This window comes from Pseudomonas sp. GR 6-02, from assembly GCF_001655615.1.
GTDB lineage: Bacteria > Pseudomonadota > Gammaproteobacteria > Pseudomonadales > Pseudomonadaceae > Aquipseudomonas.
In genome coordinates, this window is record NZ_CP011567.1 from 3,261,354 (window position 1) to 3,274,330 (window position 12,977).

Annotated in this window: 6 protein-coding genes and 1 pseudogene; 6 read left to right on the forward strand and 1 reads right to left on the reverse strand. The window is 52.1% G+C overall.

Annotated features, from left to right (window positions below; genetic code table 11):
- Positions 1–20: 20 nt before the first annotated feature.
- From PGR6_RS14430 to PGR6_RS14440, 4 genes and pseudogenes are all read left to right on the forward strand, one after another.
- Positions 21–1,124, forward strand: a complete 1,104-nt coding sequence (locus tag PGR6_RS14430; RefSeq protein ID WP_064617884.1) for a hypothetical protein — start codon at positions 21–23, stop codon at positions 1,122–1,124.
- Positions 1,125–1,175: 51 nt separating this feature from the next.
- Positions 1,176–1,796: a DUF1353 domain-containing protein gene (locus PGR6_RS14435; protein ID WP_064617886.1), complete on the forward strand. Its 621-nt coding sequence runs from the start codon at positions 1,176–1,178 to the stop codon at positions 1,794–1,796.
- 459 nt (positions 1,797–2,255) lie between these two features.
- Positions 2,256–2,506, forward strand: a pseudogene (locus PGR6_RS29385) (IS21 family transposase); the annotation flags it as partial.
- Positions 2,507–2,815: 309 nt separating this feature from the next.
- Positions 2,816–5,854: an SIR2 family protein gene (locus PGR6_RS14440; RefSeq protein ID WP_064617888.1), complete on the forward strand. Its 3,039-nt coding sequence runs from the start codon at positions 2,816–2,818 to the stop codon at positions 5,852–5,854.
- A gap of 376 nt (positions 5,855–6,230) precedes the next feature.
- Here PGR6_RS14440 and PGR6_RS14445 read toward each other — a convergent pair whose 3' ends face one another.
- Positions 6,231–6,437 carry a hypothetical protein gene (locus PGR6_RS14445; protein ID WP_064617891.1) on the reverse strand — a complete coding sequence of 69 codons (207 nt, stop codon included), beginning with the start codon at positions 6,435–6,437 and terminating at the stop codon, positions 6,231–6,233.
- Positions 6,438–6,855: 418 nt separating this feature from the next.
- Here PGR6_RS14445 and PGR6_RS14450 point away from each other — a divergent pair, with 418 nt between their 5' ends.
- Together PGR6_RS14450 and PGR6_RS14455 are read left to right on the forward strand one after the other, a co-directional pair.
- A complete protein-coding gene (locus PGR6_RS14450) occupies positions 6,856–10,929 on the forward strand; it encodes a KAP family P-loop NTPase fold protein (protein WP_064617893.1) in 4,074 nt (1,357 codons plus the stop codon).
- Positions 10,930–11,364: 435 nt separating this feature from the next.
- Positions 11,365–12,924: a hypothetical protein gene (locus tag PGR6_RS14455; RefSeq protein WP_064617895.1), complete on the forward strand. Its 1,560-nt coding sequence runs from the start codon at positions 11,365–11,367 to the stop codon at positions 12,922–12,924.
- Positions 12,925–12,977 lie beyond the last annotated feature (53 nt).

Here is a 12,977-nt window from a genome sequence, read left to right on the forward strand (position 1 = left end):
CACGATATGGAGCATTCGCAATGAGCGTCTACCGAATTTATGGCGATAAACTACTGAGCAAAACTGAATTTGCCGATGCCGTAGCTGAGGCTGGCAATAACGCACTTGATCCAAACGTCTTTCTGACGAACGTTGCAGCTGATATCGCGCTTGTAGAGACTTCAGCGCTCGAAAATACAATGAATCCTGCAGTCACGCAGTTCGTGCCTATCGGTTTTGGCAGGCCGCTGACTATTCTAATACGAGAAATCTATACGGGCCGTTATCCATCTCGGGGCTTTCTCGGCAGCAGCACTAAACCGATGGCCGTCGTTACTGGGCTCAAAGACTATTCGGCTTATGCTGCAACAAGCCGCGCAGTGAACTTTTTAATGAAGGATGTAAAGCCCCATACCCGGTTTAAAGCACCACCTACATTCACTGATGGTACCAATGTTGTGGCCTATTCGCCGGCCGTGGTAACCGACTCCTTCCATTTCACTATCGAGATTGCTTTCGATAAGTTCGACGATAGCTTGTTCGACTTGGTATCGAAGGGGCTTGCCACCGCCGCCGGTATTCCGGTGCTCATGCCCGCCGCCGGCTACCTGCTGGCCGCAAGCGGCCTGGTAAAGATTGGCGCCAGCGTTGCTGACGGATTAATCGATGGCAAAGCGTCTTTCTCAGTCACGGACAGCTTCGACTTCAACTTGCCTGGTACTGCCGCCCCGGCTGCTGACTTTCGCGTCCTCTGTCATTTCGATGCCAATGGAATGACCTACGACCCGGTGCAAGGCCTGCTCAACCCGAATGGTACAGTCTACCAAGGCGATGAACCCTACGTAGTGATTAGCCTCGACGGTGCGGTCCGTAAAAATCTTGAATCCTTTTCTGCCGCTGTCGCCACAGCCGGCATCCTGAAGCAGTTCTTCAATATGCGTGATGGCGCAGAGGTCATATCAACGTCACTTATCGATGCGGTGAAACTCGCCAGCGATATGAAATATCGTGGTCAGGCGGAGGACCTGCAGAGACAGATCGAATTAGCAGTTGGGACCGAAAAAAATGAGTTACAGGCGCGGCTCGACGCAATTAACAAGAACATCCTGACCCAAACACTCAGGGTAGGAGCTGCGCCAAAGTAAACCGATTAAACGTCTGTTGCCACGCGACTTCATCAGGGTGGACCTGCAACCATGAACACGAAACCAACCACGACCTTCAACGATTTCGAGGACGCCGTTGACTTTGTCGATGGCCTCCTTGCCAAGCAACCCGACGCGTCCGAATCGGCACTCGAGACGCTTGTCGATTTCGGTAAGTTCGAAGGGATGCCTGCACAGATCGAACTGGACGATGATGGTCGCAGCGCACGACTTCTGCGCGCGATCACTTATTACAGCCCCAAAGGCCTAGATTGGCCGGTACCGGTTGGTGCTTGGCTCGACGGTGCATCTATCCCGCGAATCTTCTGGACAATAATTGGCGGGCCCTTCGAGGGTAAATATCGCAACGCTTCGATCGTTCATGATCATTATTGCATAGCCCAAACCCGCAGTTGGCGCGATACTCACCTTATGTTCCATGACGCAATGCGCTGTAGTGGCGTTGGTAAAACCCAAGCCACTGTTATGTACTATGCGGTTTATCGCTTCGGGCCGAGATGGGGCGTGGCTGGACTCGAATCGCTCACCAGTGCAGCGGACGAGATTAGAGACGCAAATGCGGATTCATTCGTGCAGGATGCCATGCGCATTGTAGCGGAGGAATTAGGGCCAGAGGCGGCATCCAAACTTGCAGACGCGCACACCATTTAACGAAGGAACATGCGCCGGGGAGGAACAGTGATCTGCAAAAAGCTCCGGCAACGAAGGACGTCAGACTCGATTCACACGCTAACGTTTTAAGGATTTCCGATCCTGGTATGAAAGCTGATGTGCATATTTAAATAAAATTTTTCTGGACGGCCCTGTTGCCCCTGTCGTATTTCAGCGACGCAACAAGAATGTCGTCTGATCGCAGCTCCTGCAACTCCTAACGAGAGTCAACTGTTGCGTAACGGATGTCGGCGATATACGACAGGTCATCCTTTTCGTGCCTACTTGGAGAGATGGCAATTTAGGAATATTTCAGCTCCGAAGTAGGAGAGGATGTTGCCGCAGGCCGAAAACTGACCCATTAGAGGCTGCTCTGCCGACTGAAAACGGACTTCGGTGTTTCAACTGCTTCTGCTCACTTTTCGAGCAGGAGAACACAGGCTGATCAGTATGGAATTGTTGGGAAAAATCCGGCGGATGTACTTCCGCGAGCAGCTCTCGCTGCATCAGATAGCCAAGCTTACCGGCTGTCGAGAAACACCTTCCGAAAATGGGTCAGAGCGCCCGAAGCCACTCAACCAGCGTACCCGCGGTGCGCAAACTTCAATCAACTCAGCCCATTCCAAGAGACGCTGGAACAAGCGTTGAAGGCCTATTCGTTCCAAGCAAAGCACACCCGTAGAAGCGCCAAAGCACTTTTCGAGCAGATTAACGTCTACCTAAAAGATGTGCTGATGCGGCTGCCAGCGCAACGAGTCGGTAAGATCGGGCAACTCCTATCGCATCAGTGAGTGTAGGCCTGGCTTACACGAGATGAGTTGGGCGTACGCTCACGGCTCTAATTAGATAAATCCATACAATCTGAAGCTGCGCAGTGCTGGCTGAAAGAACCTTTGACGGCCCTCGTACGCGCGCTGAAAATGATAAGAAAAAATTTATACTCAATGCTCAAAGTACGCCTGCGCTCGCGGCGCCCTGATACGTGAGCATCTCGGCATCTCCAATTGGAAGCTATTACAATGGATATGAACAACACGGCTTTAAATCTGGAATACGCAAGCAAACGCATCAAACCGAGCAAAGACACCATCTTGGTCATCGGCACAGGCATGAGTATGGGGCTGACCGATGGACAAGTCCCCCAGCTTGCCTGGACTGGGCTGATTCGAAGCGGATTTCGCTACGCTGTCGAGATCGGGAAAATCCAACAGGCCAGCGCTGAGAACTGGCTAAAGCTTTTAGACGGGTCGCCGACCACTACCGAGATCCTGCATGTGGCCGGTTTCCTGTCGGGTAGCCTGTCCAGCGGCGATGGTTACGATTACGCCGCATGGCTGACAAAAGAGTTCAGTGAAGTCGAGATTCACAACGAGGCGCTTGCCAATACCGTCAGGGCTTTATCGGACGCAGGGGTAAAAATTTGCACTCTCAACTATGACTCGTTGCTAGAGAATGTCACCAACCTTTCACCCGTGTATATGACCGAGTCAGATGAGGTCATCGAGTGGTTCAAAGGCGAGCGTAAAGGCATTCTTCACCTACACGGCCACTGGAAGAAGCCCGACACCTGCATTCTGAGCAGTGGAGATTATGAAACCACGATACAAAGCAGTACACGCAACTTCTTCCAGCAGCACCTGACAGTGTTTGAAAACCTAGTGTTCGTAGGTTGCGGAGGCACGTTTGAAGACCCCAATTTCGACAAAACGCTCGGCTGGCTGAGAAAAGAGCTCAAGTCGACCAAGCACTCTACTTTTGCACTGATCAAGGATTCAGAAGTCACTGCGCGTAAAGCGGATGCAGCATGGAAAAATATCGTCGAGCCAATCGGCTTCGGCACGAATCATTCGTCTCTTGGGCAGTTCCTTGATGGACTGTTCCACGAGGTTACAAGTCAGAACCATGGGGCGTACCCAGATCTGCGAGGCAACACCGCTATCCAACGTATGGAGCAAGGGCAAAAGACCGCCACCCTGGATGGCATTCATAGCCCGCTCCCCCCAGCACCTCAAGCTCACAGCGTCAGGCACGCCCAGTCATTCCAAGCGGAGCAGATCCTGAATCTCCACAGACGCTTGTGGTTGGCTGCTGACTGGGGGATGGAAGAAGATGAATTCATTTCCGCACTGATCGCGCGTATATCTAACAAAACCAACAAGGTTTATTCGGTAAACATTGGCAACTACACCGACAAAGCGTCCTTCTACCGCCAAATCGAAGAGCTTTTGGGCGCTTCATTCGAATCATTCTGTAGCACCTTGTCGCTCATTGACCAGCCTTACTTGCTTCTAAGGGACGTTCCGCTCGACACCTGTGACGACAAGGAAAAACTCCAAGCCGATCTCCTAAGCCTGACGGATATTCTTACTTCCTTTTGCCCGAATCTCCGGATGATTTTAATAAGTCGGAATCTGCCCGCCTGGAGAAACGAGGCGGTCGAGCTGACTGCTTTGGATGGTGCCGATACCAGGGCGTACATCGAGTCACACCTTCTCTACCAAGGCGGCTTGGGCAACGATGATTTCACGCAGCTTTATGAACACACCAACGGCGTCCCTCGGATCATCAAGGAAGCGCTGGATAAGCTTGTCGTCGCATCACTGGAAGAGATCATCAGTGAGCGAGGCAGCTCACGCATCAATCTGACGGGCCGCTTCGGAGACTCCATCAAGGCACTGTCAACTGCGAAGGAAATCGAAAAGCGCTATGCATTTTCTCTGCTTAAGAGCTTGGCTGCGTTCCCTTACGGCGAATACCTGGACAACATCAAGCGGGTCGATAGATCGAAGAAATATTCGATTGATCACGTGGTCATCCTCCAGCGAGAAGGTTTCATTTATGTGGAGGATCAGGACAGCTTCGGCCACACCGGCACCCGGGGTTCTAAAAAAAGGCTCATCGTCACCCGTCCTGTGAGGCAGTGGCTCGCCCAAGAGACGAAGCGCAAGGAAATCGCGAAGATCAAAAATCAGGCCTACCAGCTCTACTTCGGTGAAGATTGGGAGACCCTGAATCCCAAGCTGCATCATATCTTCAAGGCGAATGACATCAGCGAAAAATCGTCCGAGATCAACAACGCCAAGTACTTCATCGTTGAAGTCTTCGTCGAAGGCAAAACCAACGAAAGGTGGCGTACTGTTGGCATGGAACTCGCCTCGCAGTTCTGCGCGACAGTGAGCAAAAAATCTTATTACAAGGTCGTGCAGGACTTGTATATCGCGCTGAAGTCGATGCTAGATAGCTGGGATAAGGATCAAAAATACTGGTTCTTTATTTACTTATGCGCGCAGTCGATCCGGATGGTTGGTGACAAGGCAAATGCTGGTGAGGCACTCCAAATGCTGCTGGGGTGCCAGGATCACATTGATCAGCCAAAGCTGATAGGTTCGATCAAGCTGCATATCGCTATGATCTATTCAGGGAGGAAAGATCATGCCCAAGCTGTTGAGTATGCCACTCTGGCGCAGAAGCTGAGCAAGGGCAGCGTCGCGATGCAGGCCGCCCATATCGCGCTTTCAAACAGTGATCTCTCCACCAGAGAAGCTGATATATCAAAGATCCAGGCTAAGGCAAAAACCAAAGCAAGCACGCTGTACGCCAATATTGCGTTAGATCGTGCTGATGATCTCGAAGCTCCTGCCAGAGCCGAAATGCTCAAAGAGCTTGTCGAGTACTGTCACGAGAACAAAGACTTGTATAACCAAATCCGGGCGACGCTCGCCTACGCAGACTCACTTATGACAGTCCGCGGTTCGCTCGACGCTAATGAAATCTCCACGCTCATCAGCATTTACCACCATCTATACCATGACAATCTGACGCCACTACATTCAAAATGCCACCGCATCCTCTGGGCGGCTTTTGAGGTAAATAATGACTACATCAACCTGCTTCAGCTATTCAAGTACAGTTCACTCTACTGGCGGTTGCGTGACGAGCAGAAACCTGAGCTTGAAGCGGTGAATAAATTTAAAACTCTTGGCCTTCCCGAAACCATGCCCGAGCGTGATTCCGCAGTATCGTATTACTACGGAAGACTCGCAACGATCGAGATCTAAGCTTCTTCCGGGCTCGGCGATGCCGAGCCCGTTCTTTAGTCGCAGGCACATACGGTGTTTTCTGAATCATTGTGAACAACTGCGCGTTAGTTGGAGGGGCAGCGATTCAAACACTTCCGCCTCGGAGTCCAATGTCTCCGAATACGGTAGTGGCGACTCAGGAGGAACTGGGAACGCTTCGCGACACCAAGCTCGTAGGATTGTTCCTACAAGTGCCGTCGCATCGACCTCGCAGCGCCAATCATTGCGCGGCGCCGCATGCACAACGTCATGCGGTCTGCACGAATTCCGTCTCAGTATTCGAGAGAGCTATAAACTTGAAGGGGGGAGTACTGTGCAGCATGGAGCAGTACCAGGACTGGAGGGCAAAAAATAGTTATTCGTTCAGGAATTTCGGGCGGGGCAGCCGTTGACGACTCTTCTCACCCGGGAGCTTTCGCATTACTTCACGCAATCGCTCTGCAGGCCCTTCAAGCTCTTCTGGAGATGCTCGATTGATTGCGAAGATTAATTGTTCGCGCCTACGCTGCTTGCCCTCTAAGATTTCAGCAAGCTCTGCATCGGACTGGGCATAACCTTGCATAAATTCATTCCTGCAGAAGACAATTTAACACAGGGGTTGCCTAGCTATGGGGCTGGTGATCGGCGTCTGTTCGTGCTCACCCTGGGCATTAACGACACAAACCGATATTTGGCTACTCAGCGCGCCTTGAGATGACATGTGTTCGAGCCTAATCGCAAGCATGGTCGTAATTTTCAAAAAAATGCGCCATGAACTCATACCACCCATTTCTCCGACCATTAGGATATAGAAAGTGCCATGAGGATGAGCCGTACGCAACACCTACGAATATACTCGGCAAGCCTTCCACACTCCTCAAGCCTTCGAAATGTCGTCGCTACAATGCCCTCACTGGGCGGGAAAGTAGTGTTCGCGCTGCCGATCAATTAATCTCGCTGTGCTGGCCCTCGGCCACGTCTCGCCCACGAAGGAACGTCCTATGCAGCCCCATGATTCGATGCCGGCCGTGCTAGATCGGCAAATAGCAAACGAGCAAGATGACGCGTTTGGACACAGGCACTATGCCCAAGCACTACGCAGCCTGGTTGAATCCGAACGCCATCAACCTCCTTTTAGCATCGGCCTTCTAGGGGGGTGGGGCACGGGTAAAAGCTCGATCAAGGAGCTATACACGAAAGGCTTGGAGGACGACGCCGATGCTATGCAAGGAAACAGCGCTAGAAAGAATCGCTTCAAAAGCATCACCTTCAACGCTTGGCGCTTTGGTGGCAAGGACCAGGACATCAAACGCGCGCTGCTGCGCCATGTCTTTTTGGAGCTCGGAGGTGACGAGAAGACGCTCCATGACAAATTGTTCCGGAACGTGACGCACACAGAGCAGCAATGGAAAGGCTGGAAGGAGTATGGCCTTCAGCTATGGCGCGCCTGGGCAATGCCTCTGCCCGCATTCGTCATCGCGATGGGCATACTATTACTCTTCGTTTGGGCTGGCTTGCAGATTGCTCCAGCAGATGCTCCCATCGTCCAGTCCACGCTTGCACTGATACTGACGGTCTCCTACAGCTACATACTCAAACAGCTTAAACCCTCCAAGATCGATAGCTTTCGCTCAATCACTAAGGTTTCACTTCCTAGCGCGAGTGCTGAGCAGTACGAGGAAATGCTGCTGGAGCAACTAAAAGAATTTAAACAACCCTCCAAAGGCTTTCTGAGCAAGACCATTCCTTGCGAGCGCCTGGTCATTTTCGTCGATGACCTTGACCGACTTTCTGCCGAGGAGATGGTGCTCGGTCTTGATGCCGTTCGCGCGTTCATGGAGATTCCAACTGACAGACTTCCAAAAGGTCTTGGATTGGTATTCGTCATTTCCTGTGACGAGGCGAAGGTGGCTGATGCTCTTTGGCGCGGCCGCAGCCACAACCCGGAACAGCCGGGCACGGTGTTTAGCCACAATGATGCACGTCGATACTTGGATCGTATCTTCCAATTCCGCCTCGAAATACCACCACCTCCGCGCGGTGACATGCGTCAGTTCGCACTCAAGCATCTGCTGACATTTACAGACATTGCCGATGACCTTAACGGTAAGGTCGTAGCCGCTGAACAGCTGATTGAACGCATGATTCACGTGAACGTTGTCGACCCACGCAACGCGCTTCAGATCGTTAACGCGTTTGCTCAGTCATGGTGGCTGGCCAAGCGCCGAGAACAGGAGGGCGTCAATGGTCGTCCCGGTGGGTTGCATGATGGCGCTGTAACCGGATACCTGGAGTCGTTAGCTGCTCTCAGCGCAGCCAAAGTTAGCTTCCCTGATTTCTACCGTGATCTGCAGGATGATCCAGAGTTCCTTGATCGACTGACCGCGGTTTTTGTTAACGATCATCCAGTCTTGGAACTGCCCCTTGACGCTCAGCCTCTTTTACTTAAGCGTTATGTAATGTTGGAAACCGATAGCAAAGGGGGCAAGACCACAAAAATCCGGGAAGGATGCAGAGAGCTGCGGCAGTTTCTTTCCAGTCTGGTCGGTATCCAGTGGCCCGTTTCCCTTCAGAGTCTCCTGCTGCTATCTGAAGACCCTATCAGCCGCAAGTTCGGCTCGGGTACCCGCATAATCTACGGCCTGCTAGTGTCGGGCGATACCCGAGGGCTGATTGAACACCTTTCGCCGCGCGCCGACCAGATCATGCTTAGTGAAGATCAGGCTCGCCTGCTGCACCAGATGATCGGAGAACTGCACTTGGAGCCGGCAAGCCGGCGACACAACGCGATGCGTGTCGTGGCTAACCTTCTGAACGACCTGCCTCCCCGAACTGTACGGTTGGTAATCGGTCACCTATGCACGGAGTTGGCGGCGTCCAGTAACTTGAGGTCGATGGTCGGCGTGTCGAAGCTGGCTTCGGTTTTGCCACTTGCTAACAGCCAGCAACAGCAAATCGTAGCCGCAGCCCTCGTCGGCGACCTTTGTACAGAGGATGCTCCTTTCGGCTTGCGCCTCGAAAACATGCAGACACCGAGTTTGGATGTCGCTATAGACATGGCAAAAGCAGTAGCCGAGATTGTTCTCGCTGTGTGGAAGACTCAAGGGCTTCCTGCCCCCCAAGATCAAATATTCAGGCAGTGGCTCCACACGCGATCCATCACCGTCGACGGCATAGCGCACTCATTTCCATTCAGCTTACTGGAAGAATGGATCGTTAGTAATGAGGAAATGCTTCTCCACACTCTGGGCACGGACTACGCGACCTTGCTTGCAGTTGAGGTTGAGGCAGGCCGCGCTGCGGAGATCAATATCCCTAGGGCGGCGTTACGGATCGGTAAGCTTTTCGAGCAGATGGCGTTGGCTGGTGAGGAAAGTCGGGCTGAGTTGTGGCCGTTGGTTGAGCGTTACCTGAGCCTGACAGAGAATGACCTCAAAGCCTGTGCATTTACTGTCCTTGAGCAGCATCACAACCTGATGAGCCATCAAGTGCTCTCGCAATGCCTAAGGAAAATGACGGAACTGCTGATTAACCATCCCGATCCGTCCATGGATTTTGATCGGGGTTTTAGGTGGTTGGTACAAATGACGGCCAGCCGCCTCGATCATCTGTCCGAAGCAACCAAGGACAGCTTGCTCGAACTGATTGAAAACATCACATCTGATCCTTACGAGGATGACGCAGTTGCGCTATTCGAGCAATTGAAGCGTAGCGATGAATTGCTGGCCAAATCAGCGGAAGGGTGGGTCGCAACGCTGGCCGGTGAGCTACCGCTTAAATGCTGCGAAGCACTGTTAAAGAGCTATGTGAGATTGCCGGATGATGTAAAAATCTCAATTGTGGCTTACCTCGACAGCGGTTTCAAAACAGCTTCTCTACCTGCGCGTTTCGATGCCCTTTATCAGATAGCTGTTCGCGCTATCCCAAGTACTTGCTGGAATGAAGCAGAGCTTCAGAGCCATCTCCGAACGGCTCTCAGCCAACTGCCATCCCTGGTATCCAGAGCGTCTAATGAGCTAAGTGTTCTGCTCCAAGGGCTTACTCAGGTCTATTTGAATGCCGAGCCTCCGGTCGTTGCCTCAGGCTTGGAGAATGCTTTCGCCACCGCAGTGAGCTATCCAACGCAGCTTAATACCCTTCACAAATTCTTCGGGGAACATTGGCCTTCGAAGGACTCAGTCACGCCGGGCAACATACCCGAGAGAATTTTCAACGAAGCTGTGACAACCATGACCAGCTATCCTCAGGAGGCAAAGCGAGATGTACTGAACTCATTGCAGAACATGATCGAAGTTGGCATCGTCGCGCCGACCCATCAACCTGAATTGATAACTCTTGCCTGCACGGTGTGGCAAAAACATTCCGCTGAAGCAGAAACCTTTTTGGCGCATACGAAAGCGTCGTTGACCGCTGCCCAGGTCGCTACGCTGGCGGACGCCATAAACTGGGAGTTGGAGGAAGAAGTCGAGCGGCTCGAACAAATTTGGAATAACGTTTCGCAAGGATTAACTGCCGAAGAGCAACGAGCTGCCACTTTGTTGATTTTAGCCAAGGGGCAGCAACTCGGGAAGACTGACCTCCCAGATCAATGTCTCAGCATCTGGACGCGATCTCTGGGTATGAAGGCATACTCCGTGCTTGAGCAAGTGATGTTTGGCAATGGTGTCACAGACGCTACCCAGAGGCGCCTATGGCGACAAATTATTTCCTTAACGCAAAAACCGCCCGCGATGGCACTAGTCGAACTGGCACTGAAGATCCTGGAACAGGCGTCAGCGCCAGAGGTTAGCGCAGCGGTCAATCCCGAATTAAAGTCGATTACCCAGCACTTCACCGATCAAGCTGAGCGTTCAGGCGTAGCGAGCCTGCTGCTCAAGCATGTACCACGATGTCCGTCCATCGCCACTAAAACTAATCTGGCTGATCTGGCGCATAGCCTGGGGTCACCGGCGGTACTGAAAACGGTCGACGCCACATCGTTAACCGAAGACGACTTGAAGGCAATCGCTGAAAAATTTGGTGAAGGGAGAGACATGAAAAGCCTTCGTAAGCGATTTGATAAGGCGGGGGGATGAGCCGTTAAGTCCCCGAGCCCACAGAGCACCGGTGCAGGTGCGCATGTCCATTGGCTCAGTGTCGAGACAGACCGCGTTGATGCTGCGTTGAACTGGGATATTGACACGTGCACAGCCGGTCGGGTGCGAGGTTGGTTAACTCACTATGAGTGTCTGTTGTTTGAATGGGATTGCGATTCTTGCAAAAGCTGGAGAAAAGACGCTCGATTGGCATCGAACTTTAAGGCCTAAAAAACCGCTAAAACAAACGAATGGCGCTCGCAGTTAATTGGTTTCTATTTGCGAACCAGATTAGCGTCGATTCTGTAACACAGGGCTGCTCTGGCGATTGACTCATCGAGTCTGCATGCCGATAACAATTGAATAGGGATTGGTCGATACAGCCGACCTGTAAATCATGGCCAAGGCCAATAACCAATTTGAAAACGAGTTTCAATGAACCACGAAAACGTTGTTACCTTAGAACAAACAGCGGATGAGATGCGACGCCTGGCGAAAAAGGTCGAGCGCCGGTCTTCGAAGTCACTGGAGGCGATGAAGGATGTACAGCGCGATTGTCAGGAGAGAATCCAAGCGCTCAAATATGAGCTGAGCAAGGATCTCATCGACCAAGCCAACGCACCAGTCAATAGAGCTGTCAGTATCCTCACCTACGTCTTGGCTGCAGTTGTCATAGTCGGTGGTGTGTTCGCCTGGCTGACAGCCAATAACCTTGAGTCCACCTTGCAAACGCTCATGACAAAGAGGATCGAATCCTGGCTGTCGCTCGAAGATGAGCATTCGCAGGCCAGCAGGACACTCGATGCCTATCGGACCCGTGCGTTACTTGATTCTTACATGATCCAACTCGCTAGGCAGAAATCGCAGAACACGTCCATTGTAGATCTCAACTTCAAGGTTAGTGACAAAAAGCGCCTTATGGCGATCGTCCGCTCACCATCGTCTGACTACCAGGATTTTTACGACGCGCTGCGCTTGCTAGCAGTGGCCGACGGAGAGTGGGGGATTATCGTCGGCGAGAACGAGTTGGGACGTGATCTTGTCGGACTGATTAAAGACCCGCGCTTTGATTCGATGAGAAAGCTCGACATACTGCAGATCCTTTCGCGCAATCGAAACCTCATTGAGGTTGAAGCGGCATATCTTCAGGATAACTCGGCATTCGAGCCGCTTCGTTACCAGTCCTACCTCAATCTCAAAAATTATGATAAAAGCTCGCCTGCAGGTGAACTCGCGCTAAAATACGCTATCGGTCTTTTGCAAAGCAACGCCGTTCACAAAGTGGAGGACGCGCTCGAACATATCGCGGCGATCGATCCGTTTAATACCGACCTAGCAGCATTTCTTCTTCAGCTGCCGGAGCGCCAGCGCGAGCTGAGGATGAACTATCGCCTGGCAGTTGCCAAAGGGCTGATATCTCAGTTGCCTGCTCCGAGTGCCATGAGCTTATATCTACCTGAAGATAACGAGCCAGTGGACCGAGAAGCTATTCGTTCCACTGTCACGGCGCTAATCAGCGCTTTGTTGGACGATGGTCTAATGCTACGAATGGACAAGACATTTGTCGCAAGGCCTCATCTCGCGCTTTATTATCGCCAAGCCGATGGTGTGGCCGTCCCCAAGCAGTTTCCATTGGAGCGACTAATGGGGGACGAACAACTGATGCAGACTATCTACAAGAGTCAATATTCCAAGGGTCTAGAACGTTTTGCCCAGTTTTTCTCTGTAACAGACGGAGGCGAGGTCATCGTGCTGGCGAAATTGACGGTGCCTGCTGCAGCCCTTGGTCTCGCGACTGATCCATTATCACCCAGAGATATCGTCGGGCGGCTGGAATTCGCTCAGGACGCGAGACTCCAGTTTACTTGGAGAGACAGCCTGGGTGACTGGCAGACTAGAGGTATCGAAAATCTAAGGGAAGCGAGAGTGAGCATGGTGTTTGACAAAGACGCTATATCTTATCGCGACACGAGTCTAACTGACTGGATCTTCTGATTGCTCATTTTTCTCGCTGGTAGTTAGTGATAGACAACAGACGTCTACCGAGG

What these genes read in the sequence shown, in the direction of transcription:
- PGR6_RS14440 (WP_064617888.1), top strand. Translation starts at nt 2,816, where the DNA reads ATGGATATGAACAACACGGCTTTAAATCTGGAATACGCAAGCAAACGC.
- PGR6_RS14455 (WP_064617895.1), top strand. Translation starts at nt 11,365, where the DNA reads ATGAACCACGAAAACGTTGTTACCTTAGAACAAACAGCGGATGAGATG.
- PGR6_RS14450 (WP_064617893.1), top strand. Translation starts at nt 6,856, where the DNA reads ATGCAGCCCCATGATTCGATGCCGGCCGTGCTAGATCGGCAAATAGCA.
- PGR6_RS14435 (WP_064617886.1), top strand. Translation starts at nt 1,176, where the DNA reads ATGAACACGAAACCAACCACGACCTTCAACGATTTCGAGGACGCCGTT.
- PGR6_RS14430 (WP_064617884.1), top strand. Translation starts at nt 21, where the DNA reads ATGAGCGTCTACCGAATTTATGGCGATAAACTACTGAGCAAAACTGAA.
- PGR6_RS14445 (WP_064617891.1), bottom strand. Translation starts at nt 6,437, where the DNA reads ATGCAAGGTTATGCCCAGTCCGATGCAGAGCTTGCTGAAATCTTAGAG.